This window comes from Mesorhizobium sp. B2-6-4, from assembly GCF_006441495.1.
GTDB lineage: Bacteria > Pseudomonadota > Alphaproteobacteria > Rhizobiales > Rhizobiaceae > Mesorhizobium.
Window position 1 is genome coordinate 196,452 of sequence record NZ_VFUE01000011.1, and the last position, 26,263, is coordinate 222,714.

27 protein-coding genes and 5 pseudogenes are annotated in these 26,263 nt (G+C 61.9%); 9 read left to right on the forward strand and 23 right to left on the reverse strand.

Going from position 1 to position 26,263, the window contains the following annotated elements:
- Window positions 1-61: 61 nt before the first annotated feature.
- The 6 genes from FJ426_RS17250 to traA form a co-directional block, all read right to left on the reverse strand.
- Window positions 62-1,438, reverse strand: a complete 1,377-nt coding sequence (locus FJ426_RS17250; RefSeq protein WP_181172000.1) for an ISNCY family transposase — start codon at window positions 1,436-1,438, stop codon at window positions 62-64.
- 171 nt (window positions 1,439-1,609) lie between these two features.
- Complete coding sequence (locus tag FJ426_RS17255) at window positions 1,610-2,053, reverse strand: type II toxin-antitoxin system VapC family toxin (protein WP_140825454.1); 444 nt, start codon at window positions 2,051-2,053, stop codon at window positions 1,610-1,612.
- A gap of 2 nt (window positions 2,054-2,055) precedes the next feature.
- Window positions 2,056-2,307 carry a type II toxin-antitoxin system Phd/YefM family antitoxin gene (locus FJ426_RS17260; protein WP_140501355.1) on the reverse strand — a complete coding sequence of 84 codons (252 nt, stop codon included), beginning with the start codon at window positions 2,305-2,307 and terminating at the stop codon, window positions 2,056-2,058.
- Window positions 2,308-2,416: 109 nt separating this feature from the next.
- Window positions 2,417-3,556, reverse strand: a complete 1,140-nt coding sequence (locus tag FJ426_RS17265) for a conjugal transfer protein TraB (RefSeq protein ID WP_140501357.1) — start codon at window positions 3,554-3,556, stop codon at window positions 2,417-2,419.
- A 13-nt stretch (window positions 3,557-3,569) separates the two neighbouring features.
- Entirely contained in the window at window positions 3,570-4,106 is a 537-nt protein-coding gene (gene traF / locus FJ426_RS17270) for a conjugative transfer signal peptidase TraF (protein ID WP_140562278.1), read from the reverse strand.
- A 2-nt stretch (window positions 4,107-4,108) separates the two neighbouring features.
- Window positions 4,109-7,477: a Ti-type conjugative transfer relaxase TraA gene (gene traA / locus FJ426_RS17275; protein ID WP_140825455.1), complete on the reverse strand. Its 3,369-nt coding sequence runs from the start codon at window positions 7,475-7,477 to the stop codon at window positions 4,109-4,111.
- 197 nt (window positions 7,478-7,674) lie between these two features.
- Between traA and FJ426_RS17280 the strand changes: the two genes are divergently transcribed.
- The 4 genes from FJ426_RS17280 (at window position 7,675) to FJ426_RS17295 (ending at window position 10,551) form a co-directional block, all read left to right on the forward strand.
- On the forward strand, window positions 7,675-7,923 hold the full coding sequence (locus FJ426_RS17280; RefSeq protein WP_140501363.1) for a TraC family protein: 249 nt from the start codon (window positions 7,675-7,677) through the stop codon (window positions 7,921-7,923).
- A 7-nt stretch (window positions 7,924-7,930) separates the two neighbouring features.
- Entirely contained in the window at window positions 7,931-8,215 is a 285-nt protein-coding gene (gene traD, locus FJ426_RS17285; protein ID WP_318013632.1) for a conjugal transfer protein TraD, read from the forward strand.
- Window positions 8,136-10,052, forward strand: a complete 1,917-nt coding sequence (gene traG / locus FJ426_RS17290; protein WP_140825456.1) for a Ti-type conjugative transfer system protein TraG — start codon at window positions 8,136-8,138, stop codon at window positions 10,050-10,052. The genes traD and traG overlap by 80 nt, the downstream gene beginning before the upstream one ends.
- Window positions 10,053-10,278: 226 nt before the next feature.
- Window positions 10,279-10,551: a WGR domain-containing protein gene (locus tag FJ426_RS17295; RefSeq protein WP_140501367.1), complete on the forward strand. Its 273-nt coding sequence runs from the start codon at window positions 10,279-10,281 to the stop codon at window positions 10,549-10,551.
- Here the strand turns inward: FJ426_RS17295 and FJ426_RS17300 are convergent.
- Both FJ426_RS17300 and FJ426_RS17305 read right to left on the reverse strand, forming a co-directional pair.
- Window positions 10,526-10,888 carry a hypothetical protein gene (locus FJ426_RS17300; protein ID WP_246675564.1) on the reverse strand — a complete coding sequence of 121 codons (363 nt, stop codon included), beginning with the start codon at window positions 10,886-10,888 and terminating at the stop codon, window positions 10,526-10,528. The genes FJ426_RS17295 and FJ426_RS17300 overlap by 26 nt on opposite strands.
- Window positions 10,889-10,944: 56 nt before the next feature.
- Window positions 10,945-11,204 (reverse strand): annotated as a pseudogene (locus FJ426_RS17305) (type II toxin-antitoxin system prevent-host-death family antitoxin); the annotation flags it as partial.
- A gap of 175 nt (window positions 11,205-11,379) precedes the next feature.
- Here FJ426_RS17305 and FJ426_RS17310 point away from each other — a divergent pair.
- Window positions 11,380-11,614: pseudogene (locus FJ426_RS17310) on the forward strand (HU family DNA-binding protein).
- 63 nt (window positions 11,615-11,677) lie between these two features.
- On the opposite strand, the gene FJ426_RS17315 reads toward FJ426_RS17310, so the two are convergent.
- From FJ426_RS17315 to FJ426_RS17380, 11 genes and pseudogenes are all read right to left on the reverse strand, one after another.
- On the reverse strand, window positions 11,678-11,989 hold the full coding sequence (locus FJ426_RS17315) for a DUF736 domain-containing protein (RefSeq protein WP_140562286.1): 312 nt from the start codon (window positions 11,987-11,989) through the stop codon (window positions 11,678-11,680).
- A gap of 613 nt (window positions 11,990-12,602) precedes the next feature.
- Window positions 12,603-12,960: pseudogene (locus FJ426_RS17325) on the reverse strand (zincin-like metallopeptidase domain-containing protein); the annotation flags it as partial.
- An 8-nt stretch (window positions 12,961-12,968) separates the two neighbouring features.
- Window positions 12,969-13,133 (reverse strand): hypothetical protein, encoded by a 165-nt coding sequence (locus tag FJ426_RS17330; RefSeq protein ID WP_224647530.1) that lies wholly within the window; start codon window positions 13,131-13,133, stop codon window positions 12,969-12,971.
- Window positions 13,134-13,454: 321 nt separating this feature from the next.
- Window positions 13,455-13,763 carry a DUF736 domain-containing protein gene (locus tag FJ426_RS17335; protein ID WP_140825457.1) on the reverse strand — a complete coding sequence of 103 codons (309 nt, stop codon included), beginning with the start codon at window positions 13,761-13,763 and terminating at the stop codon, window positions 13,455-13,457.
- A gap of 914 nt (window positions 13,764-14,677) precedes the next feature.
- A pseudogene (locus FJ426_RS32185) lies at window positions 14,678-14,881 on the reverse strand (type II toxin-antitoxin system VapB family antitoxin); the annotation flags it as partial.
- A 64-nt stretch (window positions 14,882-14,945) separates the two neighbouring features.
- A complete protein-coding gene (locus FJ426_RS17350) occupies window positions 14,946-15,221 on the reverse strand; it encodes a hypothetical protein (RefSeq protein ID WP_224647528.1) in 276 nt (91 codons plus the stop codon).
- Window positions 15,222-15,227: 6 nt separating this feature from the next.
- Complete coding sequence (locus FJ426_RS17355) at window positions 15,228-16,154, reverse strand: zincin-like metallopeptidase domain-containing protein (protein ID WP_140501373.1); 927 nt, start codon at window positions 16,152-16,154, stop codon at window positions 15,228-15,230.
- Between the two features lie 332 nt (window positions 16,155-16,486).
- Complete coding sequence (locus tag FJ426_RS17360) at window positions 16,487-17,074, reverse strand: hypothetical protein (protein ID WP_140501375.1); 588 nt, start codon at window positions 17,072-17,074, stop codon at window positions 16,487-16,489.
- A gap of 779 nt (window positions 17,075-17,853) precedes the next feature.
- On the reverse strand, window positions 17,854-18,738 hold the full coding sequence (locus FJ426_RS17370) for a hypothetical protein (RefSeq protein WP_140825458.1): 885 nt from the start codon (window positions 18,736-18,738) through the stop codon (window positions 17,854-17,856).
- Window positions 18,735-19,211, reverse strand: a complete 477-nt coding sequence (locus FJ426_RS17375; protein ID WP_140501379.1) for a hypothetical protein — start codon at window positions 19,209-19,211, stop codon at window positions 18,735-18,737. The genes FJ426_RS17370 and FJ426_RS17375 overlap by 4 nt, the downstream gene beginning before the upstream one ends.
- A gap of 89 nt (window positions 19,212-19,300) precedes the next feature.
- Window positions 19,301-21,040, reverse strand: a complete 1,740-nt coding sequence (locus tag FJ426_RS17380; RefSeq protein ID WP_140584569.1) for a ParB N-terminal domain-containing protein — start codon at window positions 21,038-21,040, stop codon at window positions 19,301-19,303.
- A 342-nt stretch (window positions 21,041-21,382) separates the two neighbouring features.
- Between FJ426_RS17380 and FJ426_RS17385 the strand changes: the two genes are divergently transcribed.
- Window positions 21,383-21,733: an antitoxin Xre/MbcA/ParS toxin-binding domain-containing protein gene (locus tag FJ426_RS17385; protein ID WP_140501383.1), complete on the forward strand. Its 351-nt coding sequence runs from the start codon at window positions 21,383-21,385 to the stop codon at window positions 21,731-21,733.
- Window positions 21,734-21,741: 8 nt separating this feature from the next.
- Window positions 21,742-22,239, forward strand: coding sequence for an RES family NAD+ phosphorylase (locus FJ426_RS17390; RefSeq protein WP_140501385.1), 498 nt, complete (start codon window positions 21,742-21,744; stop codon window positions 22,237-22,239).
- 26 nt (window positions 22,240-22,265) lie between these two features.
- Here the strand turns inward: FJ426_RS17390 and FJ426_RS17395 are convergent, their stop codons facing one another.
- Complete coding sequence (locus FJ426_RS17395) at window positions 22,266-22,631, reverse strand: DUF3085 domain-containing protein (protein WP_140825459.1); 366 nt, start codon at window positions 22,629-22,631, stop codon at window positions 22,266-22,268.
- 9 nt (window positions 22,632-22,640) lie between these two features.
- Window positions 22,641-23,245, reverse strand: a pseudogene (locus FJ426_RS17400) (DUF1419 domain-containing protein).
- A gap of 437 nt (window positions 23,246-23,682) precedes the next feature.
- Between FJ426_RS17400 and FJ426_RS31390 the strand changes: the two are divergent.
- Both FJ426_RS31390 and FJ426_RS17405 read left to right on the forward strand, forming a co-directional pair.
- Window positions 23,683-23,829: a hypothetical protein gene (locus tag FJ426_RS31390; RefSeq protein WP_181172824.1), complete on the forward strand. Its 147-nt coding sequence runs from the start codon at window positions 23,683-23,685 to the stop codon at window positions 23,827-23,829.
- Window positions 23,830-24,081, forward strand: a complete 252-nt coding sequence (locus FJ426_RS17405; protein ID WP_140825460.1) for a hypothetical protein — start codon at window positions 23,830-23,832, stop codon at window positions 24,079-24,081.
- A gap of 25 nt (window positions 24,082-24,106) precedes the next feature.
- Here the strand turns inward: FJ426_RS17405 and FJ426_RS17410 are convergent, their stop codons facing one another.
- Both FJ426_RS17410 and FJ426_RS17415 read right to left on the reverse strand, forming a co-directional pair.
- Entirely contained in the window at window positions 24,107-25,006 is a 900-nt protein-coding gene (locus FJ426_RS17410) for a DUF3991 and toprim domain-containing protein (protein ID WP_140825461.1), read from the reverse strand.
- Window positions 25,007-25,315: 309 nt separating this feature from the next.
- Complete coding sequence (locus FJ426_RS17415) at window positions 25,316-25,498, reverse strand: hypothetical protein (RefSeq protein WP_140584564.1); 183 nt, start codon at window positions 25,496-25,498, stop codon at window positions 25,316-25,318.
- Between the last annotated feature and the right edge of the window lie 765 nt (window positions 25,499-26,263).

Consider the following 26,263-nt stretch of genomic DNA (forward strand, 5'->3'; position numbering starts at 1 on the left):
GCGCAGCCCGATCGGGCGCGGTTCCATTAAGTTCCCCTCGGCTTTGGCTTTGAGAGCCGCTTCACTCGGCTGCGGCCAACCTTGCCAGTGCCTGTTCTCGTCGCGCGATGACAGCAGGATCGTTCATGAAATCCGTCCTGCGGCCCGGCCTCGTTCCGCGCTTCTTGTAGGCGCTCTGCTCGCTGTTGGTCTTGATCTTCGGCGGAGGCCGCGCCTCGTCCTGCTGAGCCTTGATCCAGGTCAGCACTTCGCCGAGCCGCTTGTTCTCGGTGATCGCCGTGTGCGTGACGCGCTGCTCCTTGTCGAAGACGGTGTGGGGCAGGGAACACGCTCTCCACCGAACGTCCAGCCGACCGTCGGCGAACTCGTAGATATCGACGTATTTGCCGACCAGTCCGCACGAAAGCTCGTTCTTCTCCAGCATGATTTGCCTGCGCTCGTAGGAGAATGACAATTGCTGGCCGACATAGCGCTGCTCCCGCTTGCACAGCACGTCACGCAGCCGATCCGGCGCAACATTCAACGCGCGATGCAGATTGTCCGGTCGGGCAGAGACCTTGGCGAACCTCTCGTTGAAGTCGACCATGAACGCCGGTAGGAACGCATTGGCCGCCTCGATGTCCGATATGCCGGCGAGGCGCAGTTCCTTCACAAGACGGTCCTGCAGCGTCCGATTGACCCTTTCGACCCGGCCTTTGGCCTGGCTCGAATTGGCGCACAGGATCTCAATGTTGAGTTCTGACAAGGCGCGGCCGAACTGGGTCATGCCGCGGCCTGCCTTGGCATCCTTCTTGGCGACACGAAACACAGTGTGCTTATCGGAGTAGAATGCGACTGGACAGCCGTGTGCCTTCAGATAGAGTTCCAGCGCCTCGAAGTAGCTGAAGGTGCTCTCCGACTTCACAAAGCGAAGCTGCTGGAGCTTGCTCGTGGCGTCGTCGATGAAGACGAGCAGGGTGCATGGATCGCCCCGCTCCTCGAACCAACGGTGATCACTGCCGTCGATCTGCACCAGCTCGCCATAAGATTCTCGACGCAAACGAGGCTGATGGAATGTCCGGCGCTGCTTGCGCGACAGCCAGATTCCGGCTTCCGCCATCCATTTGCGCAACGTCTCTCGCGACACGATCAGGCCGTGGTTCGCCGCCAACTTCTCGGCCGCCAAGGTCGGCCCGAAGTCGAGATAGTGTTCCCGAACCAGCCGAACCGCCAACTCACCGATGCCGGCGACATATCGATGGTTCGACGGTCGTCCTCGAGCCTTGTGCCGAAGTGCCGCGGCGCCTTCAGTCCGGAACGCCTTCAGCAGACGCTGGACCTGGCGCGTTGTCATATCCAGGACATGCGCCGCCGAGACAACCGTCATGCGCCGCTCCAAAACCTTCGACAGCACCTCGATGCGTTGCAGCTCGCGCTCGCTCATTAAGATCAGTCCCAACCCGCCGTCTCCCTCGCTCATCGGCGAGCAGGGCGACATTCCTACTTTGCGGAATCAAGACATTTCTATTTTGCGGCAATAATCTTTAGTTGCATAACATGTATTATGGAACTAACATTTGTGATTACTATTCAGATACTTATGTGAACTTCAATATTTCGATTGGGCAAGCTAACCGGGAAGCCCGATGAACGGATTCTGACACCGAACTCCGAGCGGTCTGAAATCCTTTTCATTGTCCGTGAGCACGACTAGATCGTGTTGCGTGGCTGTGGCAGCAATCGCGATATCCTCGAAACCGGGAGAGATGCCAGCTCCGCGGGCGACTGCCGTAAGTTGCCCGGTTATCGTTGCCGTCTCGAGATCAAGAGGCAGAATGCGGCTACCGTAGTAGTGACGAATTTCTCCCCACCATTCAGCGAGCGCGGCCGCTTTTTTGGTGGCACCGGTTCGCTTGGCGTTCGCAATACCGTCCTCGATCTCAGCCGAGGTGATGACGGACAGCCAAAGGTCGGAGGATCTGTCGACGATCCAGGCAACTAGTCTTTCATCGGAGGGTGTCCTGCGTCTCGAGGGGGCGAGCAAACTGACGACATTCGTATCCAGAAGGTACAACGTCAAAACGCCGGGTCACGCAGAGCTCGTGCGGGCTTTCGGCTTCGCGCTAGCAGGTCACCGTCCTCCAACGGCGAATTTGTAAGCAGCCAACCCAGCGATGGCACACGGGAAAGGCGCTGGTACTCCGCATAGCTGATTACGACAGCCTCTCTTTTGCCGTGACGGGTGACAACCGTCGGGGCGCCTGCAACCGCTTCGTCGACGACATGCGAGAACGTCGCCTTCACATCTTTAAGCTGAACCTCTTTCATCTTGATAACCCTGTGACCAAAGTAGTCATATAACTCATGGAGCGAGCCTTGACAAGAAGGCCGTAGCCTACGCTATCGCCCAGTCCCTCGAAACGACCGGCCTTTTCCGTCAGCGATTGACCGCCGAAACGAGCGCCAAGCCGAACAGAGACGCCCAGGCTTGTGCGTTCGCCTCTTGGATCGCGAGGATGCTGGTGCTTGCCGTCCACCAGCCATTCCCGCTCGCGACGATGGCATCCGGGCGATAGAGCATGGATTGTAGCACCGGCCAGACGATGAGCTGCTCGTAGCAGATCAGCGGCGCAACCTTCACGCCCTCGACATCGACGACAGGATTGGCAAAGACATGTGCCCTCGCCCCGCTGCGCTGCCCGACCCACGCGAGCCATGGTTGCCACATGGAGATCGGCACCGGCATGCGCTCTCGATAGAGGATTTCACTTCCCTCGGCCGATATCCGCATCATGACGTTGTCATAGCCACCCTGGTCGACCACGGCGGCCCCAGCAATGACAGTCACGCCGCTCCCAGTCAGCGCCCGTGTCCAGAGCCGTTCGACAGTCGGTGTCCAGAGACCAGCGGCGCTTTCCGGTAGGACAATGATGCGCGCGCCGTCCATGGCCGCTGTTTTGGCGACAATGATCGTCTCGCCTTGTTGTGCATAGCCGGCATAGTGACCGGCCGAACCCCGGAACCGTGTATCGACACTCACCCAACCTTCTGGCGGATTTGGCGGCGTCCAATGTGCGGCGGACCAAGTCCAAAACCCACCCAGCAGCGCGGCCGCGATTGGCCATCGCTTCGTCGTCATGGTGAGCATGAGGATTGCAGCCGCAGCTAGCCCGAACCAACCCCATGCTGGAAACAGAATTCCGGCGGCCGTGATTGGATGCGCCCAGCCGACAACACCGAAGGGCGGGATACTCATCGCCACCGCGGCGATCGCGTAGCGTAGCACGCGCCAGCCCTGGCTCGACGTCCAGAGGACCGCATGGACGGCTACGAAAGCGAGCGACGCAGTAAACCAAAGCGCGATGCCGACCGCGAACTGCGAGCCGTAGAAGTTCGCTACGCCCTGCGGCAGACCCCGCGACGCCGCCAGGAAATAACCTGCGGACGCGCAGGCGGCAACCAGGCGCGAAGGCGAAAGCGCCCACAGCGCAGGAAATGCCATGGCCATCGGAAGAGCGAGCGGATTTCCGCTCCAGCCGATCGCGCCAGCAGCGACACCCCCGGCGATGAGTATCATCGAACAAAGTCGATCAAGGCGTGAAGGTGAGGATCGGTTTCGCAAGGCCGAGAATGCCAGCGGCCGAAACCGGCCCAAAATAGCGCGAATCATATGAACCTGGAAATCTGGAGTAAAGGAAGACCTTGCCGGCCGGAACCACGCCGCCGGCGAAGGCTGGGAGCAACCTGCCCTTGCCATCGACCGCGCGGAGTTCGGAATGATCGAGGAGGCGGCCATCGATATGCACGCGAGCATCGACGGCGATGTCCTGTCCGGCGATTGCCGCGACCTTCTTGATCAGCGGACCGGTTCCTCCGGTGCACAGACCTCGCGGGAGATAGCCGCGCTTGAGCGCCAGTTCGAAGACCGATGCTTCCGGCGGACAGATGAAGATGATGTCACCCACCTTTGCTTCCCGTTGCATCACCTCGATCCGCCAGAGACCAAGCGGATAGCTCCGCGTCATGTTCAGCCGATAACCACCCCATGCTCCGGCCGCGGCGATCAACAGCAGTAGTGCGGCGCCGGCGCCAAGAATGGTGAAAGCGTTTCGACGTTGATGGTGCATCGTCACAAACCAGATTTGAGGGTCGGGCGTTGAACGAGCTTGGCGGTTTCTGCCTGCTTCATTGCCTGGACGGACCGCTCATACGCGGCGAGCTGCTGTGCCGCACGCAAGGTCGGCCAGGCTTCCGCGAGTTTCTTTTTCTCGGCGGCGGGCATACTCGCTGACAGCGTCTTATGGGCTGGACCATCGATCTTTTGTGCGTCCAGTCCCAGCAGGGCGCGCTCCCCGAAACGCTGGCCGAGTGCGGCATTCATCAGATCGATCTCGGCCTTGACCATGCGGTCGGCGAGTGCGAAGCCGAGCGCGGCCGGCAGATCGTTGCGGTCTATCGCATCGCGTACCTGCTCCATGACGACGGTTGCGGACTGAGAAAGCGCCGGTATATCGATCGATGCGCGTTGACGCGCTTCCTTTTCCTTGACCTCAAACCGATTGGAAGCCTCCGACCTAAGGCGGATGTAGCGCTCGATCTCTGTGTTGAGCGCGGCACCTCCTTCGATCGCCATCTGCCGTTCCTGCTTCTCGGCCTTCGAGGCGAAGAGCCCGACATTACCTCGCAACTCGCCGAAAGTTTCGGGGTCGACTGCAAGTCGATCGAGCACGGCGCGATGACGATCGGGCGCTTCGACCACCGCGTCGATTTTCATGGCGTTCGCGGCCGCATGCGGATCCCGATAGATCTGCGCAAAGCGGTCCGACACCTCGCGCCATTGCAGCTTCACTGACGTTTCGGACAAAACATTTTCCTTCACAATCTCAGTGAGCGATTGCACCCATTGCGTCACACCGCGCACCAGTGGTTCGACGACGTTGGTGGGCGCGTTGGCCGTGGAAGCGGGTCTCAGGACCCATGAGCGGGAAGAAGCATTCGGAGCCGACGCTTGCTTGACCGGTCGCAAGCTAGCGCTTGAGGCGAACGCCGCGAGCTTGACACCCAGTCTCGCCACCTTCTCCCTGGCGCGAGCGATGAGACGCAGCTGGTCGTCGAGCAGGGCTCTGGCGACGCGGAACGCATGGAGGCCGCGGTTCATCGCATAGCGAAGAGCATCGAGATATTCGCGCGAGCCGGCATAGTCGAGCGTCGTTTCCTTGGCATTGCGGCGTGACAGGAGCGGGATCAGGCCGCCCGCCTTCTCAAAGGATCGACGCCCGTAATACAGCGCGACATCCTCGCGATGGCGGGTCATGGCAACATAAGAAAGATGCTTGTCGAGCGAGAGCGAGGCGAGCACTTTTACCCGATCAACGGTCGCGCCTTGCGACTTGTGGATCGTCGTTGCGTAGCCGTGATCGATATCGCGATAAAATGTCTGGGCGATCTCGACCCGGCGTCTGTCGTCGCCTACCTCGACGATGATGCAACCCAGCTTCGCCTCGGCGACGCGGCCTATCATGCCGTTCTTCACACCTAGCGAATTCTCGTTTCGCAGGAATACGATCTGGTCGCCGCCTGCGAAGTTCCGTGGTCCCTGTTCGGTCTGGAATCGAAACCCTTCGCCGATCACGCCACGCTCGATAAGTGCCGCGCGGGCCTGCTCGTTCAGCGAACTCACATCGCGGCGAAGGTGCGCGAGGATGATCGACGAGGTTGCAGGATCGAAATCGCGGTTCCAGTCGCCGATCAGCATCTTGATCGCTTCAGCCTTGGTCTGGCTGCCGAGAACCTTGCCACGGGCGCGATAGGCGTTGATCGCATCCGCCGTCCTGCCGCGCGCGAAATCCACGCTCGCTTTGCGCATCCAGTCCTGCTTCTGGCGGCGGACATTTTCGAGCACCACATAGCCGACGCGGTCATGGATCGCTCTAAAAGCAGCGCCCGCTTCGATCGGCTGAAGCTGCTCGCCGTCGCCGACCAGGACGAGCTTGGCCCCGGCGCGGGCGACCGCCTCGACAAACAACGCCATCTGTCTCGATGCGACCATACCGGCCTCGTCCATTACGAAAACCGTCTTGCCGTCGAGGAGGTCAGTACCCCTCCCCCACCGAAGCTCCCATGACGCCAATGTGCGCGCCGCGATTGCCGCTTCCTTTTCCAGGCCTTCGGCCGCCTTGCCGGCGAGCGCCCCGCCAACGACGCGAAAACCTTCGCGTTCCCAAGCCTTCCGTGCCGCTTTCAGCGCGCTGGTTTTTCCCGCGCCTGCGAGGCCGACGATCGCAGCGATGCGGGATGCACCAGTCACATATTCAACCGCGGCGCGTTGCTCGTCGTGCAGATAGGCATGCTCGTGGAACGTGACCGCGAGCGCGTCGTTCGAGACGGCAAAAGTCTCCTCCCCAGACAGGTGCAATGCCTGCCGAGCCATCTCGGCCTCGGTGCGGATCATCGTTCTTGTGGCAAGCCTTTCCGGAATGCGTTCGCCAGTCTCGAAGTCGAGCGTCTCGCGTTGCAGCCGTACCAGCTCGGGGCTAGTCACCAGCCGCGCCATGACGCTCGAGAACCTTGCCGGATCATCGACATAGCGATGCACCAGCTTCGCCAGATCGCGCTCGGCAAAGACGCTGCGTTCGCGCGCGATCATGTCGAGAATGATTTCTGGGCGGCGTTCAATCCGTTTCGCCGATTCTTGTCTCTGCTCCTCGAATATACGCATCCGGTCGAGATCGACGCCGCGCCCCCTGGCTGCCGCCTCCCGGGCGATGTGTGTTGCACCGACGCCGATCTTGGAGGTTGGCACGAGCTCCAGTCTCCGTTCGTCGAAGGAGCGGTGATCGACACGAATGTCGAGCCCTTGCTTGGCGAGATCTCGGTTTTGCAGGGCCGCCCAGGCTTCGCGCCACTCATTCAGGGTCTTCTCATCTCCGGCCCACAGGCGGTAGACAATCTTCCCGCGCGGATTCAGCTTCGATTTGATCCGAAGCGGGTTGCCATCCTCGTCAAGCACCGCGATCCGCTTCGGCCCGAATCCGTCTTGCGCCAGCGGCCTCAGCGTCGTCATGAGATGGATATGCGGATTGCCGGGACTGTCGTGATAGGCCCAATCGGCAACCATGCCGCGCGGAAGAATTTGTTCCGCCACGAATGCCCGCGCCAGCGCGATGTTCTGCTCGCGAGAAAATTCGACTGGGAGCGCCAGATCCATCTCGCGCATGAATTGCGCGTCGGCTCGCTTCTCGAAAGCCTCGACGGCATTCCAGAGGGCCGCGGAAGCGCCTGCCGCGTCGCGCCCGTCGATCAGGCTGCGAAGCCATGCTGGCGCTGCTTCAGGCAAGGCAAACTCGGAATGGGCAAGCCCGTGCTTGTTCGAATAGTCGGCGACCCGCGCCTCCGCCTCGATCTCCATCCGTGCGCAATGCCGGTAGGCGGCGGACGCGACCGCGCTGCGGCCTTCTCCCCGGCCGATGATCTGCGCATGCAAGTGGTAGATGGCCATCCGGCTTCAAAGCTCCCGCCGGGAGCACACCGTCGCGCAAGCGACGTATAAGTGCGCCCTTCAATCCTCACTTTGTTCGGCGGGATACTGCGGCAGCGCTTGCCGCACGACAGCTTCGGAAATCCGCAGGTGTCGGCACCAGGCTTCACCCTAATGATCGGCTTCTCGAAATGAGCGTCATGAGCCGGAGCAAACACATGAGAAAATCATCGTCGAAGATTAAAGAGGAGATCGAGCGCCTGCACGATCAACTGAAGGCGGCCGAGGCCAAGGAGGCCGAACGGATCGGCCGCATCGCGGTCAAGGCCGGTCTGGGCGATCTCGATGTCGACGAGGCGAAGCTCTCGGACCTTTTCGCGGAGATCGCCGTACGATTTCAGCCGGGAAGCGAGAAGCGCCGGCAAGCCGCGCCGAAGCCGGCTCGGCCTGCTGAAGGCGATGCTTGAGCGAGTGATGAACATGCAGCGACGGCATTCGGCGGAGGAGCGCAAGCGCGATACTCGCGAGAAAATCCAACTCGGCGGTCTGATCGTGAAGGCCGGCCTTCGCTCGGCCGATCGCGCCGTGATCCTGGGGGCTCTCGTCGATCTGGCGCGCCGCACTGACAACCAGACGGAATGGGCGCGCCTGCGCGCAATCGGAAAGGCTGCCTTCGGCAATGATATGGAAGAAACTCGTACTCACAATCGCGCCGGCGGCACTTATGATCGCAATGCTGTGGGGCCTGACCGGGATTGAGACCTGGCTCGCTTCGCTTGGAACATCACGTTCCGCATATCTGTTTCTCGGTAAGGTCGGGCTGGCTCTTCCCTATGCTACGGCGGGCGGCATCGGACTGATCTTTCTGTTTGCTGCCGCCGGCTCGGCATCGATCAGGTCGGCGGGCCTCAGCGCGCTTCTCGGTGGGATGATCGTGGTCGTGACCGCCGTCATCAACGAAAGCGGCAGGCTCCTTTCATTCGCGGATCGCGTCGCCGAGGGAACGCTGTTGTCATATGCCGATCCTTTTGCGTTCGGCGGCGCAATAGTCGCCTTGGGCGCTGGTATCTTCGCCCTTCGAGTTACACTTCTCGGCAACGCGGCCTTCGTATCACCTGCGCCGAAGCGGATCCCGGGCAAGCGCTCCATCCACGGCGACGCTGACTGGATGAGATTGACCGAGGCGGCGAAACTTTTTCCCGCAGGAGGCGGCATCGTCGTCGGAGAGCGTTATCGTGTCGACCGCGACACAGTTGCCCCCAGATCGTTCAAGGCGAGCGATCACGACAGCTGGGGCAGTGGCGGGCGCAAACCACTGCTCGGCTTCGCGGGCAACTTCGGATCGGGTCATGCGATCGTCTTTGCCGGGTCCGGCGGCTTCAAGACAACGTCGGTGACCATTCCGACCACCCTTCAATGGAGGAGTGGACTAGTGGTTCTGGATCCCTCCAACGAGGTCGCCCCGATGGTTACCGCGCATCGCAAATCGCTCAATCGACAGGTCTATGTCATCGATCCGGGAAGTGACGGCACCGGCTTCAATGCGCTCGACTGGATTGGCAGGTTTGGCGGCACGAAAGAGGAGGACATCGCCGCGGTTGCATCCTGGATCATGACCGACAATCCGCGGGTCGACGCCAGCCGAAACGATTTCTTTCGTGGATCGGCGCAGCAGTTGGTGACGGCCCTGATAGCGGACGTCTGCCTCTCCGGGCACACGCCAACCGGGAACCAGACGCTACGCCAGGTCCGGACCAATCTTGCCGAGCCGGAACCAAAACTGCGAACCCGGTTACAGGAAATCTACGACTCGTCGCAAAGCGCATTTGTCCGCGAGAACGTTGCGCCCTTCATCAACATGACACCGGAGACATTCTCGGGCATCTATGGCGCTGCGTCCAAGGAAACGCACTGGCTGTCCTACGAGAACTACGCCGCGCTCGTCTCTGGCAGAAGTTTTGCGACCGACGAGGTTGCAGTGGGAAACACCGACATCTTCATCAACCTCGACCTGAAGACACTCGAGAACCATCCGGGCCTTGCGCGCGTAATCATCGGGTCGCTAATGAATGCCATCTACAATCGCAATGGCCACGTCGAAGACCGCACCCTTTTCCTGCTCGACGAGGTAGCGCGCCTCGGCTACATGCGCATTCTCGAAACCGCCCGTGACGCAGGCCGCAAATACGGAATCAGTCTCCTGATGCTGTTCCAGTCGATCGGGCAGATGCGCGAAGCCTATGGCGGACGCGACGCCTCTTCGAAATGGTTCGAATCCGCCTCGTGGACATCGTTCGCCGCGATCAATGACCCTGAAACGGCCGAATACATTTCGAAGCGTTGCGGCGACACGACGGTCGAGGTCGATCAGACCAGCACTTCCTCACGGATGAACGGCACGTCGAGAACCCGCTCGAAGCAACTCGCCCGACGCCCTCTGATCCTTCCACACGAGGTCATGCAAATGCGCACGGACGAACAGATCGTCTTCACCGCTGGCAATCCGCCACTGCGGTGCGGCCGCGCGATCTATTTCCGGCGCAAGGAGATGATCGCAACCGCTGGCGCGAACAGGTTCGGGCCGAAAAGGAAATGACCCGGCCGATCGGCCACGAATTTCGTTCTCCATGGAAGCTCCGGGGCTTCTCTTCGGCGCAGTTTGGATAGCGCGTTCAGCCCCTCCGCTTCGCCGCCGGCAACGCCGGCGGCCGCCCTTTGGGCAGCCATTTCGATATCAATCCATCAGCGTAATGAATCATTTGGCTGAGATCGATTCGACGAACTCGTTGGACGTTGTATGTTTCGGGAGCGAGACTCGCTCGATGCTTAGCTCCGAGACAGGACCGGCCTATCTTCACCGTATCGACGCCACCCGCAACATGGCGCGGTTCTATTCGCTCTCGATTCAGCCGACCCTGTTCGGTGGTGCGTCGCTCATCCGCAACTGGGGACGGATCGGCACGAACGGCCAAGCCAAAGTCGAAACCTTTGATGACCCGCAAGAGGTCGAGGGCGCATTCCTCCGGCTTGAGCGCGCAAAGCGACGGCGAGGTTACGTTGACCCGCGCGCTACCGGTGCCGATTTACCTCGGTGAGTGTTTTGCGGCGTGCGATGAACCCGCGCAGCAGCGGAAGGAAGAATGCCTTGCTGAACCGGCCGACCGGCGGCTCAGGTTCAACATAAAACGATCGGCCGACAATGTCGGTATTGAACTCGTCGAGGATGATCCAAAGACGCATGTCAGGATCAAGCCCTGCTCGTCGTTTCTCGATGGACGGAACCTCAACGGCGAACCTGACCGGTTCCAGCTGCTTGGTACTGATCGGAAAGAACAGCACCAGATCGCCGCCAGGGCGGGCCAGACGAACGCCAACGGCGATCGGCCTGTTCTTACGACCTTCGGTTTCGCCATGGCTGGCTTCGCGTGCCAACAGACATGGACAGCGGATGAGGCACCACGTCTCGATTTGGTCGGTAGCTCCTTGCCGCCCGCTTGTTCCACTTCCGAACAGGCTTCAACCGCATCCTCGAACTCGGTGAGCAGGCTATCGGACATCGTTTCGATCGTCCCTGCTGCCCGCGCATCGGCCTAGCTCATCAGCCGCTGATATTCCTCGATATTGAGAAGCACCAGACGAGGCTTGTTGCGCTGAGTTATCGTGACCGGATGGCGTAGCGCTCGGCGATGATATCGCCGGATTTCCGCGACAGGTCACTGGTTGAGTAGGAACCACTTAGCCGGAGCATTTGCCCTCCTGATGATTGCTATATTTGATGTTGTATACGTAAGTCACGTAATTGCTGCGCCCTGCTGCGGTGGGCCCGACGGAAAATAGCGATTCGTAGGTGCCGTCAGCTACTCATTCTCTGGATTGTGCGTGTCAAACATGAGGAGGCAACAACACAAAAAGGAGCCATCTCGATGGCGACAGCGAACGAAATCGGCGACAAGGTCGCCGCCGACAACCGCCTGAACAAGGCGTAAGCAAAATCGTTGTCGATGGCGTCTTCAAGACGATTGCCGACGCCGCCGCGAGTTCAAGGTGAAGACGGCGCCGGAGCGCGAGGGGCGCAATCCCTCGACGGGCGCCGCCATTAAGATCGCCGCTTCGAAGAAGCTGACTTTCACACCCGCCAAGGACGCGCTCAACGGCTGAACGCTGCTGCCAAGTCAAAGATCGAGGCCCCCGCCGGGTGGCGGGGCCTCGATCTTTGGAGTCTCAGTCCCGGGTCGGCCGCGACCAGATCATCTGGAGGCTTTCCTCGCCTTCCACCTCGATCAGGGTGGCGTAGATCGGAGCGGGGAAGCTCGGGTCGTCCAGTTTGACCGAGAGGTAGCCGCGTTCCGTCTCCTTCGAAGTCTTCTGCCAGGCGGCACCGAACTCGACATTGCCGGCGAGGACGCGGAAGTCGGGAGCCTTGTCACTGGTGCGTTCTGCGCGAACGATCTTGGCCTTGACGTTAAGGTTGAGGGTCTTGATCGTCCCGTTGAAGCCGTTGCCGGTGGAGGTGAAGGTACCGATGGTGGCCATTGTTTCATTCCTTTGGTTTCTCGGGCCGCGCCCATCGCGACCTCGATAAGGGCCGACAGACCGGAGGCGATCGACCTGCACCCCGCAGGGGCCGAAACATCGTGAAGGGCGGATGGAAGAGACTTTCTTGTTCCGCGAGGAATGGACGCGCAGCGACCAGGGGAAGAAAGTCGCGAGCGGCCGTTGCGGGTGTGAGAGCGAGACGGAGCGCAGCGAAGGCGGCCTCCAGTCAGACAGGCCACATCGAAGTCGTAGGTGGGTGTGTCTTGTGTGAAAGCACCGGAATGAAAGCAGGCGCTCAGCGTCACCTACCGAAATCGCAGGAATGGCCGGGCATGATCATACCCGCCTCCCGACATGCTCTGGCACATCGGAAAAGGCAGCTCCAACAGGAACGGACCTTCCGCATTACACGGGCCGGTTTGAGAGATAACGGGCGGCACGCCGGAAACAGGAACGAAACGACGCGTGACCGCCACATGCCGGAAAGCTCGCTGCCTGGTCCAGAGCCCCATAACGTCAACAAGAAGCGGGATGTCCACCGATCCGGAGTTGGACCGGCGCCGAGGTCGCGAAGGCCAATCGGGGATAGCAACGATATGCGCGTGCAACATCAAGCTGCCTTCCCGATCTTGTCCATGTTGGGCTGGCGATCGTGCAGAAAGGCGACGGCACTCTGTGCGTGGGCTGCGGCCGAGACAATGAACCGTTTGTCGTTGGAGAGCACCTCGAGCTAGGATGCGAGATCGCTGGTATGGTCCGGGTACGATGCCGAGATCGGCGCAAAGGAAGCAGCTGCCAAATTCGGCAATGAGTTCCTCCCTCGCCCGCTCGCTACGATCCTTCGGATAGCGGCTGACATCGCGATTCACCCGATGGGGTGCCGCCGTCCGGTGGTCAAATTCATCACTCAGCACCGCGACATAGGAACCCGCGTCGCAAAAACTCTCGAATGCCGGTATCTGGATGTGGCTGCTTGTCAGTTGATGCCGGCGCCGGGATTCTCGACCTGTCGTTCAAAGCGCTTCATGAGCGCCTCCTGCTCGGCCCAGATGACTTCGCTCCCGGCAAGCGCGAGCTCCAGAGCGGCCTCGGTCTCGCGGCGCTCGTCGCGGCAGACAGCGTTCCGCAGCTCGGCGCGCAATTCCTCAATGTGTTAATCGATCGACATGTTCGTCTCCTTGACGTTGGTGGAGGGCGACACCGCCGGTCATGATGGGTCGGAGGGGCCAGGGCGCGCAGCGACCGGCGGAGCCGGCGAGTGGGGGAGCCGAAATGCGTCAACTTGTTGGAGATACCACGAAGTCCTTGGGCGCCTTCGGAACGCCATGGCATCCTCGGACAATCTGAGCAGACCTCCCCCACCCGGTTGGCAGCAAAAAAGCGGGGCCGGGCTCGATGCCTGGTTCCGGCTTCACCATTGGTAGGAGGAACCCCGCCTGTGGCGGGGTCCTCTGGCGGGCAATCAGTCCCGGTTTGGGCGGGACCAGATCAGCTGCAGGCCTTCCTCGCCTTCCACCTCGATCAGGGTGGCGTAGATCGGAGCGGGGAAGCTCGGGTCGTCAAGCTTGACCGAGAGATAGTCGCGACCCTCTGCGGAGGTCTTCTGCCAGGCGGCGCCGAGTTCGACATTGCCGGAGAAGATGCGGAAGTGCGGCCCCTTGTCGGAAGGGTTCTCGATGCGGACTAGGTTGGCCTTGACGTTGAGGTTGAGGGTTTTGATCGAACCGCTGAAGCCATTGCCGGTGGAAGCGAAGGTGCCGATGGTAGCCATAAGTCTCATCCTTTGTTGCTCGGGCCGCGCCCATCGCGACCTCGATGACGGTCAGTGGACCTGAGGCGATCGACTGGCACCCGCAGGGCTGGAACGAAGTGGAAGGCGGTCGTGAGAGACTCTCTTGATCCGCGAGGAATGGCGGCGCAGCCGTCAGGGGAAGAAAGTCGCGAAGGCCGTTGCCGGACAAGATCGAGAGCCCGCGATAGCGGGATCGGCCTTCGGTCAGACCAGTCACATCGCGCACGCAGATGGACGTGGCCTTTGTCGAAACCGGAATGAGACCGGCGTTTCCGTCGACGGCGTTATACCCGCAAGTCAGCGACTGTTCGTTCGAGAGCCCCATCGCCGTCACGGTCAGGCAACGGATCGCCTCCGATCCCAAAGGCGAGAACCGCAGCCCCATTGTCTCGCACCGGCTTCGAAACGGTGATGCACCGGGAGATCAGCGACAGAAGCGCGCGAGCTACGTGCCAGACTGACCCACCCGTTGAAACGATGCTGCGTTTATGGCGCGCAATTTGGGGAAGCGGCCAGCAACTGCCTATCCGGCTCTCGTCTCAAACGGAATCGGCAACCGATAGAGCCGGGCGCACAGGCGGAGGTTCGTTAATCGGCAAGTTTTGGTGCGGAGCCGCATACCTGATAGTCGATCCAGCAGCCGACTCACGTCGTCCGAGGCGCAGCTGCCGGTCGTTCTCCAAGGAACCTTGATGAGATCGGTTTGCCGAAACTCACCTGCCGCCGCAAGAATGGGCGTCGAGAAATATTTCGCGCACGCATAATTGGGACTATCCCCGAGATTTAGGCCATCGGCCCCGGACCGATGCCGGTGTGCCGCCGACAGCGCCAGCCTGGTGGTCTCGGGCGCGGGCGGCAAGTCTCGAACCTCGATCCTCCGCTCGTCGAAAAACTCGCGGAAGCGGCTTCTTAGCCGCCTTCCGCAGGTAGACGCCACGTTTTTCACGCAGACGTGCAGCCGTCTGAAGCGGGCTCTCGGCATCACGCCGGCGCTCGATCGCCTCCTTCATCGCGATGATGATGGCATCGGTGATGCTGACGCCGGCCATATCGGCGAACCTGCGCGTCAGCGCATCAGCCTCCGGATTGTTGACATTGAACTACCGCGCCAGCCGGCGTGACGGTCTTTGGCGAAGGCGAGGATCGAGGCCCAGCGGTTGCCTACCCGGCCGCGCTCAGCTGCTCGCGAATATTGCCGTCCGAGACGATATGGACCGGGAACGGCAAGACTTTGGGCGACACCAGCCGTGCGAGATGATCGTAGACGGCCTGTGGCTCCCAGCCGGTATCGGCGAAAATCGCGCAATCTAGCATGGGGCCGATCTCGCCATGGGCCGCCATCAGGGCGAGCGTGGTGGATTGCACGCTGGCGCCAAGCGACAGCGCGCGCAGGCGGATGGGGAAGGCTCGGCGCCCTCCCCATGATGGTCGGAGCATGCAGCATCACGCCGCCTCCGCGACCTGTGTCGCCCCTGGCTGGAGATCGTGCAGATAGTTGACGGCACGTTGGGCATGCGCCGCCGCGGCGAAAATGAAGCGCGTCTCGTTCTTGAGAATTTCAAGCCAGCTCGCCAGATAGCTTGCGTGATCGGGCCTCGGCTCCAGCTCGGGGACGATGCCGAGATCGGCCGCTAAAAAACAACCGCCCAGATCGGCGACCAGTTCTTCGTGCGCGCGAAAGGAGCGATCCTTGTGGTAGCGCGCGGGATTGCGATCGAGCCGCTTTTCCCCGCCCACCCAATGAGTCAGCTCGTGCCCTAAGGTGGCGTAATAACTCTGGGCATCGCGAAAGCTCTCGAAGGGCGGCATTTGCACGATATCGAGCGTCGGATTGAAAAACGCCTTGTCGCCAGCGTGGCGGATGACGGCACCAGTATTTGTGAAGAAGGCATCCGCATGCTCGATCCGCTCGACCGGATCGGCCCCAGGCGCGGGATGGTCGTAACACTGCGCGGGCAGATCGTCGATCTGATCGGCGCAGAAAACGGTATAGGCCTTGAGGAAGGGGATGCCGCGTTCGACTTCCTCGCCCTTCGCATCGGTTTCGGTGCGGGTGAAACGGCTGGCGTAAACGACCATCGAGCCGGTCTCACCCTTGCGGACATGACCGCCGAGCTCAATGCTCTGCTTGAACGTCATCCAGGTGGGCGAGACGAACCCCCGCGCCATCGCCTCCGACCAGAGAAGCAGTGTATTGATGCCTTGGTATGGCAGCCCATTGTGGCGGAGCGGTCGCGTGATGCGACCCGTCCTATTTCCCGCGCTCCAGGGCTTCACCCACGGGCGCACCCCCTTTTTTAGATCCGCGACGATCCGATCGGTGATCTTCGCGTAGATATCGAGACGGGGTTTGCTCTCTTTCCTGCTCATTTTCCAAAACCTCCATTCGAGGTCGCGCCAGTCGCGGCCGTCACGAGGTCCGCATGCGCAGGACCGCAGGTTCGCGAACCCGCCGCGAGCGATCGGAAGGAGGAGAGATGTCGTGTGCGGGCCGCAACGTCAGTGAAGGACGGCGCAGCCGTTTCGCGGGGCGAGGACCGAAACAGGACCAACGTTCGTGACGGCCGCGACTGGCGCGGCCTGCAGGATCACATTCATTTGTCGGGTTCCTTGGCGACGCACACGCGAAGAGGCCGGTGTCCGCAAGGACACCAGCCTCGATGTGAGAAGATGGGGCGGAGCCGTAGCTCCGGCCGGTGCGGCTAGCCGAGCGCCGCCATCTGGAGGTCGGCTGCCTGCCGGCTGACAGTCTGGCCGGGATTCTCGACCTGACGCTCGTAGGGCTTCCAGGCCTCGCCGACGATATGCTCGTAGGCCGCGACGGCTCCCTCGGCGGCCATGCGCAGGGCGTGGGACTGAAGGCCCATGTCGGCGGCGAATTCGCGCTTGCGCTGGGCGTTGCTGTCGAAGCCTACCGGTCCGTCCAGATCCTCGTCGCGGATGTCGTTGGCGAGCTTGGCCGTGGCGTCTTTCGCCTCGGTGACGGCCTTGGAGTAGAACTGGCCTGCCCCGTAGGCGGAACCGACATAGGAGCCGACGATCCGTTGCAGGTGGATCTGCATCGCCTTGTCGGAAACCCCCTCGGAGAGGGTGTCGGCGCCTTCGATGAGGCTGCGCTCGTGGAAGTCGCGGATGCCGTCGCTGTCGAGGACCGGAAGGCCGAAGCTTTCGGAGATGATTGCGGCCTGGCTGCTGTCCGGACAGCAGAGCCGGGCCATTTCGAGGGTCGTGCCCTTGCGGAGCGGGAGGACGAGGGATTTGGACTTGGGGGAGCGGATTGAACTGGACATTGAGCTTACCTTTCTGGCGATGCCCTTCAGGTGATCGGCCCTCGGCCGTTCTTTCCTGCGGGTGCGGTCAAAAGGAACCGGCGGGAGCTGGGCGCTTCAGGGTCCGGACCCTGCCAGGCGAGCGAGGTCGGCTTGCGGAGAAGCGGGGGCCAGTTCTTAACTGGTCCCCGCGCGGGACGCGGGCCGGCCTTGCCGAGATCGGAGGGGGTTCCGGCCGCTCTGCGGCGCGATAGCGGCCTTGAAGGGGCCAGCCGCTGGTCCAGACCGCAGCAAACCCGCGGGGAAGAGCGGCGAGGGATATCTGCGACACCGGCATGGGGATCGGTAAGCGCCTGGTCGACCCGCACCGCCATGGCGTTCCATGGCCTGCCGCGCTGCCGAGAGGCATTCACGGCATGGCGATGCTGTCGTATCTCGTGGCTCAGCATCATCGCCATGGATGAATGCCGGCCGGTGAGAGAACTATATTCGCGTCACGCACAGAGCTCTTCCGGTTCGAGCTGCGCCCGCAACGCCGCTATGGCGCGTTCCTGGCGTGCCAGTTTGTCGATTCCGGCTGACATTCTGGCGTAATGGCCGCCAGATTGACACGATACCGTTCGAGGAAAGCGCCGGGGTCAGGCGACTTCCCGCGCCGATACGTGGTCTGGCGCAGATGCAATTCCGGTATTAGCGCCGCCACACCTTGATCTACCGGTCGATCATGTCCAGCTGACGCTGGATTTGCCGGCGAGCTTCTTCCATGCGAAAGGGCCGGGCGCGGCGACCTCGCGCGACCATCACGCTGATTTCCCTTGCCAGCTGACAAAGCTCGACGGCCCGCCATAGACGGCGTGGCGCTCCGGATCGATGACGAAGCCGAAGCGGCCGACACGATATTCGCCTGAGGGGACGAGGAAGCGACGTTCCTCGCTGCCCGGCCCGCGTTTGCCGCCGGGAGTGGCGATAACCTCGGTGAAGCCGGATTGCTGCTGTGAGATGATCGCCGAGATGACGATCCAGTCATCGCGGTGCTCCGCGAAGAATGTACGTTCATCCTTCTTCCAGGACTCACCCGGACCAAGCACATTGCCGGTAATCGCCTCCCAGGCGTCCGGGAAGCTGTCCTTCATCGTCTTTTCAGCAGCCCGCCGCTCGAAGGCGGTAAACAAATGAGGAAAGCTGAATGCGACGATCGCCCAGGCCTCATCCTCCTCATAGGCTCCGCCGGCGACGCGGATCGAGTGGTGTATCCTGCGGTTGCGGTCGGGCGAAAGAAGAAACCCGCCATGGCCGGTGGTTGAGTGGAAGACAACGCCATCGGCATAGACGGTCGCTCCCTGCGATTGACCCCACGGCGTATTGGCCGTGGATCGCTCTTCGCGTCGGCCGAGCGCAATCTTCTCGCGTTGGTGTTCGGCGTTTTCCAGAACCTTTACCCGGAACGCATTCTCATCGGCGAGGTCGCCGCTATGACCATAGAAGTCGCGCCGCGTCCATTCGGCGATGGGCCGTCGGATGCGCCAGCCGGTGACAAGGAAATGGCGCCCGTCTCGGGCGGGAGCCATGGCAAAGGCGTGCTCGCCGACAAGTGCAACGACGAGACCATCGGCACTTTTTCCAAAAGAAACCTCCGGAAAACCGGGGGCTTCAATGACGTTGGTTTCGAAATCAAGTGCGCTCATGCCGCCGCTCTCCCCTCGATAATGTCCGCCGCTTCCACGTCGGCTCTGATTTCCTGGAGCACGGCATGCGGATAACCGTGGCGGGTCAGCCATTCCTCGGCGGCCGCGCGATTGGCGGCAAGATGGACAAGCTCGGCGTCGTCTCCAGCCCGATCGAGGACGAGGACCGAGCCGATCGCGGGCCGTTCCTTGACCGCGAACTTGAGTTCGCTGTTCACCGAAAAGTTCCGGTGGACGCGCAGGACAATCGTCTCCTGGCTGCCATAGTCGCCGTCGTGGAGCGTGATGGAGGCTGGGATTGTCGTGTTGCCGACACGCGCTTCGGCCTGTTTGCGGATCAGGCGGCCACCAGAGTTGCTGTTTTCCCAGGCGGGAAGCTTCTTTCGATGGCGTTCCGGCGGACGCGGGGAGCCGTCGGAATATATCAGAGTCGAGCCCAGGGGCACGAGGTCATAGATCAACTGAGCGGACATGGTTTCTCCATGATGTCGGGTGGAAAACAGAACCGCCGCCGGTAATGGACCGGCGGCGGGATGATCGTTCAGGAGGAAAGATGTGAGGCTTATTCGGCGGCGACCTTGTAGGCCTCGCGCTGCTCGTCGGCGAGATCCTGATCGGCCGAAGCCGGAGCTTCATCGGCGTAGTCATGCGCCGGCTCGACTACCGCATTGCCATCGAGCTCGTCCTGGTCCTCCGGCGTGCCGTCGTCTTTAGGCTGCTCGGCGCACTCGTTCTTCTTCAGCCACGACGCGAGCTTGGTCTGGTCGGGACCGAATAGCGCTGACGGATGGACGAAGCGACCTTCCTTGAAGTGCTCGACCAGGGCCGCGCGGGTGTCCTTGACCTTCTTACGAGGAAGGACCGATGTGTCCGCGCACGAGGCCTCCAGCGCCGGTCGCGACAGGCACGAGAGAAAGTCTTCCGTACCCATATTCGGCAGGTAGCCGTCCGCGCCGATCACATCGCCAGCCACACGGGACACGACGCCGCTGTCCGAACGGTTTTCCCTGCACGACAAGACGTCGATCAGGAGCGAGCGCACGGCGACGCGAAGCGTGTCCATGTCGAAGTCGAGCTTGCCCTCCTGGTCGAACAGGCAGGCGGCATGTTCGCCTAGGCCGGCAGCCCCGTAATACGAGATGTCGCGCGTGCCGGACGCCACCGTCACGTTCTGCCCTGCGAACGCCAGAACCAACAGCGCCATCAGCGTGTCGTCATCGATCGGAGCCCGCGACAGCGCTTCATGCAGAGCATCGGTGCGCAGATCACCGATCATCTCGATGCCCTTGCGGGTGACATCTGGACGGGCCTTCACGACGATCGCAGCATCGTCGCCCTCCCCGACCGGCTGTTCGCCCTTCTTCGGCTTCTTCGCCTCCGGCATACGGAAATGCACCGTCTGCACCTTGCCCTCGCGATCGAGGTACAGGGCCGTATGGTCGGACTTGCCCCGCTTGCCATAGACGCGCTCCGCCTTCTTCGGCAGTTCCGGCTGGCCCCAATTGTTGGTCTCGGTGATGACCCCCTTCTTGGGCAGGTTCTGCGTCATCCACTCCTGCTGCGCGCCCAGGAACGCCTCGACGTCGGTGGTGTAGCGGCTGTCCTGATCGGCCGGGGCGAACAGATCCTCGACCCAGGCAATGCCGTAGGCCTGCGCCAGCTCGTCGCCGAAGCTGGCATCGCGGGCATACATGCGGGTCTTCTGCAGGCCCTGTGTCACGCTCCACCAGGACACTTTGGGGTCGGCCTTCGAGGGCTTGTGCTTCTTCCAGACCTCCTTCTGGTCCTCGAGCGAGGCAGAAGCGATGGTGCGCAGCTGGCTCTCATTGGGCATATCGCCCTTGGCCATCTGATCGAGCATCGCCGGCAGGACATTCGCGAGCAGACGAAGCTTGCGGATCTGGCGAACCGGCAGAGCCAGGGCGACGGCGATCGCTTCCTCGGTCCATCCGAGCGCGAGCAAACGCTCGATCGCCCGCCACTGATCGACGGGATTGAGCTGTTCATGCGCAAGCGTTTCGGCGAGCGAGCGCATGGCGCCGCCATCTTCGGCGCGCTCGACCACCAGCACGGCGATCTCTTCAAGCCCGGCGGCAATGGCCTGCTTGACCCGGCGATGGCCGGCATCGATGACGAAGCCGTTGCCGCCATCGGATTCGGGTACAACGACGGGCGGCTGCACGATACCGACGGCGCGAATGGTCGCCAGCAGCAATGCGTCAGCTTGCGGGCTGGACTTGGAACGTCGCGCCTTGTCGGGGTTGCCCTTCAGCGCGCGCGGATCGACAAATTTCAGTTCCATGGAAATGCTCCTTACGGGGTTGCCGGACACAGCCCGTCGCTGCGTCCTTTCTCGTCTTCTTCTCGAAGACACCCCCGGCCCGCGGAGCGAGCGGGCCGGTGCAACTGCGGCCGAGCATCCCTGCCCGGCAGGACAAGCGGGGCTAACAGCCCTGCGAAGGACGACGTGGCCGGGATCGCGAGCGGCGCGGTTCAGCGCAAGCGTCAGCGGTCCGCCCGATCTGCGAGCAGGTTTTCGCCTCCCTTCCTTTTCAGCCTTCTTCCCAAATTTGGATTGAACTCCGCTATTCCTGACGCTATATTGCGTCATAATAATTGGCATACAGGAATGGAGGTAAGCGTCATGGGACTTGCCCAATATGCTGACGGCGGACTTTTTTCACCGCGCAAAATCGCGGACGCCTTGCGTACTACCAGCGAGGAGATCGCCCGAACCGCCGGTCTCGGAAAGGATGCCATCCAGCGCAAGGACCGCATTGGCTCGGACAAGACGCAGCGACGGCTGCGCGAGATGACGGAGATCGTCAACAAGGTCGAGCCCCGCTTCGGCTCGGCGCTGATGGCCTATGCCTGGTATCGCTCCGAGCCCCTGCCCGGCTTTTCCGGCCTGACCGCGATGCAACTGGTCCGTGATGGGCGCGCCGATGACGTGCTCGACTATATCGACGCGGTCGACGCCGGCGTTCACGCCTGATCCGGTCGATGCATTTCAAGGGGGAACTCTATCGGGCGCTGAATCCGATCTATGCACGCGAGCCGATGTCTGGCCATGGCGCGGAGCTTTACGGTGGCCGTTTCAACCGGAAGGGAACGCCAGCGCTCTATATGTCCTTGTCGGTCATGACGGCGTTGCGCGAAGCCAATCAGGCCGGCAGTTTGCAGCCGACGACACTCGTGTCTTATGATGCGGATATCGAGGCGGTTTTTGACAGCCGCGACCATGAGCGCCTGCGTGCGGAGGGGATGGATGCGGCGGGGCTCGCCGGTACGACCTGGCGCGATCAGATGAAAGGAACCGGAGAGGCGAAGACGCAAGCCTTCGCACGAAGACTTGTCGCGGCTGGCTATCATGGATTGCTCGTCAGAAGCTTCGCCCCCGGAGCGACGGACGACGACCTTAATCTCGTCCTCTGGACATGGAGCGATGTGGCGCCCTGCCGTCTCACCCTGATCGACGATGAAAACCGCCTGTCGCGATAGCGGCGATCGAGGACAGCCCGTTATGGTTAACAAAAAGAAAGGCCGGCCACGCCGCGAGGCGTGACCGGCCAGCACATCGGGAGCAACTGCTCGGCACTGATGAATTCGATGCTGTCATCGCCCCCGAAATGGCGACGCTTGTAGTGAAACCAGTCGGGATTTCCGACCGGGTGGCACTCCTCGGAGTAGGTGACGAGCGGGCGCTCGCCATCGGGAAGTTTTCCATTTGACATGATGTAGACGCCCTGGTCTCCAACGAGCCAGAGCCCAGGAATCTCGCCCTCGCTCGGCTTCATGCCATAGTACGGATTGCGGACTCCGCCGTTGATTGCGGCATCCGCCTTACCTCGATCGATGACCTTGCGAACGACAACAATCGGAAACGTGAACATCGCCGCCCCTCACGCTGCAACGGCAAAAGGAAGGTGGCGGAGATGGACCGGCAGCTTGGCCGCGATCTCCGCGTCGGTGAGGTCGTTAAGCAGCTTTACGTCGCGGCTTCGGTCGGGACCGAAGAACAGGACCGTCCGCCAGCCGCGCTGTGCGTGCGGAAAACGCCAATCGGCATAGCCGCGATATTCATCGTGGCTCGCGCTCCAGATATGCTCGATCCGCTCTTCGCGTGTCATTGCACGGACGGGCCGGCTTTCCCGTTCGACGATCGCGGCGCGCATCTGCGCGGGCGAACCTTGTCGGCTAGGTCGCAGTAGGCGTGGAAGAACCGCATCCGGTCATCGATCTTCAGCGTGAAAAAGACGCTGGTGATGCTGCCTGTAAGGAATTCGCTCATGGCGAACATCTCGCCGTTCATGAACACCGGCGGCAGGATGTTGCACATGTAATCATGCTCGGTCTCGCCAAGCTCGAACCACTCGCCGCTATAGAGGCTGCCGTCGGCTTCATCGAAGCGATTGGGTCGCTGGGCATGGCGGTCGAACATGCGAAACATCTGCCGGCGGTCGGCAGGGCCCTCGTAGACTTTGCGGATCGGAGAAGAGGGGTTCATTGGCGGGCTCCTTCAGCCTCGTCGGACTGGAGCACGGCGCATCCTCCGGGATCACCATCATCTTCAGCCCTTCCTGACCCATCCCCAGCGACCGCCTCTCGGTCCGGCCGGGTCAGGTGCCGGCAAAGCCGGGCGAAGCGTCACACTTGACGCGGCTGGCGGGCATGCGGCAGCCGTCTTCATTCATTTTTCTCGTCCTCTTCTTCCACACAATTCGGCCGCATGGCCGGGCTGATGTCGGCCGATGAACCGCGCACGCGTCTTCGCCTATGTCCTTGTCGCTACTGGCATACCTATCACTGCGGATGCGAAACCGCCGGAACGCATGGATGCACCCTTGGGCTGCCCAACCTCGCTCGATGCCGAGACCGGGAAAGCCAAACTGTTGCGGGTGCAGTACGGCGCCGACGCACTCGTGCGCCAGTTTCGAGCGACTTATGCCCCGGCTGACCGGGCTGTTCTGGAAGCAGGCGGAACGCGAGGAAAACAGGCTGGTCCTGCGACTGGCAGGCGACGAGCCGGTCGAGAACGAGAGAATGACGGTCTGCGGCGAGCCTTTGACCATCGAATTCGTCGCTGGCTAGATGCATGCGAAGGACGATCTCGCGAACCTCCACAGCACCAATCTGGAATGGTTTCGCGGCAAAATTGGCCTGCAGGGAACCTACGCAGACGAACGCACCGGCGAGATCGTCCTGGAGATCTACACCCCAGAGGCTGAGGAGGCCGATGCCGAAGCTGCGAAGCGGAAACCCGAGTCAACGCTTGGCGCGCCATTGCGGATAGAGACGGCGACGGCAAAGGTCGGACCCGCGATCCACGATCGCGCACCATAAGCGCAGGCGGTCGTTCTCTGCCCGATCAGGGGATTGCGGCGTCCGTCAGCATCGCATTCCAGTCCTCCGCGAGCGGCTTCAGACGTTCGAAGTCGCAGGAGAGTTCGCCGGCCAGCTCACGCAGGCGCGACACGAACGCCTCACCCTGCGTGTTCGCATCGGTGGCCGCGACGAGGCGCGCGTCGGGCCGTTCCCCTAACAGGCGAATGGCGCCATCGGTGGCCAGCGACCAGCCGCCGCCGGTGCTGACATAAAGCGTATCGCGCCGGACCTTCTCGATCGCCGCAAGGCTCATGGCGTCGATGGCCGCTTCGGTCACGCAGATGCGAGCGGCAGGTTTGAACCCGAAACGGAACAAGACCTTGCTGCCGCCGGTGGCAAAGCCGCGCCACTCGGGACCACGCTCCTCCCAGCCGGTAACCGCGCCGTTGGCGCCCTGATGAGCGGCCCACATGCTCCCGCACGGCCCTTCCCGCAGAAGGTTCTGGGCGATGGCTGCGCGGATGACCTCTTCAGGAATGTGCCGCTCGTAGCGCAGATATCGCCAGGTCGCCGATCCGCGCCGAGGCTTGCGCCGAGCCGCCCAACGATCCGGTATGGATCGATCATGTTCCGTTTCAGGCGATTGTCGTTTCCATTCCGGCTCGCGGGGCTCGAAGCCGACCAGGGATCCCACCTGCACAAAGGCTTCCAGAAAATCGCAGCCGTCCAGATGCTGAACCAGCGAATAGACATCGCCCTTGGCGTCGGAGAGCGGGTCAAACCAGCCTTTGCCATTGTGAATGACGATAATGATGTCATCGGCGCGGCGGTACTTCATCGCCTTGCGCGTGCTTTCCTTCAAGTCGATCGCAAAACCGCCCGTCTCCAGCACGGCATCACATCCCACCCGGCTACGCAGTTCTTCGATATCCGCCTTTTCCATTCTGTTCTCCCGGCCGCCTTCGGCCGACCTTTCATCCAGTTACCTTCTCCGCACACTTTGCGGAACACCTTAGCGACCGGCGCGAAGAGCAAAGGGCGCAAGGGCGCGGCTCCGGCTGTGGCGCAGCTTCCCTTGCGGCCTGCCGCTCGTAAGCGACACGCCTGACGAAAGCCGGTTCAGTGAACCGGCTGACTACCCGTGGGGTCGTACAGGTAGAGGCCGTCGACCTCGTCGTCATTGCCGGGGTGTGTTCGCGGCGAAGCCTCACTTGCGCCCTGTAGGGCGCAAGTGGCAGGCAACGAGCCCCGCTTAGTGAGCCGGGCGGTACTCGTAGGGATCGTATTCGTGGACCACCGTGCCCTCGTCACCGTCATATTCGCTCGACACCATGACGCCGAACTCGCCATCGACTTGGAAGAGCGTGACCGGGACCATCAAGGTCTGCGCGAGATTGAAGGCATGGTGCTGAGCAAGGGTGAAATTGTGCGACATCGTTTGGCTCCCGTCTTTGGGCGGGGTCCATCCCCGCTCGACAGGCGGCCGACGTGTTCAGGGCATGGCCGCGGTCACCTTGAAGGCGCAGCCGCAGAGGTCGCACGCTTGCGTAGCGAACCCCTTGCGGGTTGATTGTGGAAGGCCAGGACCTGAACCAGGAAAGCCGGACATGAGAGCGGGATTGCACCTCCTCAAGGGCGGCCGCCCTGTCCCCCGTCTCACACTCCTTCACGTGCTCGCCCGAGAGCCGTTCATACCGAGCCCGTTCGCCTTCAGCGCAACGTCACTGCGCCATGGCTTCCACCGGCATCACCGAACAGCAGGCGGATGAACAATTCGGCTGGATCTGAAGGAAAACCCCAACGGTTCCGATAGCCTTGGGATCCAAGGCTTCATGGGTAACAACCAGCACTCCGTGGGATAGTGCAACCAAGCCCTCTAAGTCGTCGGGGCTGGCCGCTTGAGCCCGGGCACCGCGCTCTTGGAGTAGGAGCCCGTGTACTCCAAACCTCTAAACTCCCGTCGTATCTTCCCGGTGGCCGAACGGCTATCGCTTCGAGCCGTGCAAGATGGCGCGCTTCCGGCGTCGCATCGGTACACTTGACTTCGGATGCAATCACCCGTCAGCCGCAGTCGAACTGGCAAGGGGGTGCTGAAGCCGGCGTGATCTATGTCATCAAGGCCTCGGGCTTCGCAATGGACGCCAGCCACTCCGTCGAACACTCTCAATCGCTGGATGCGGCCTCCGTGAGCATGCTTCGG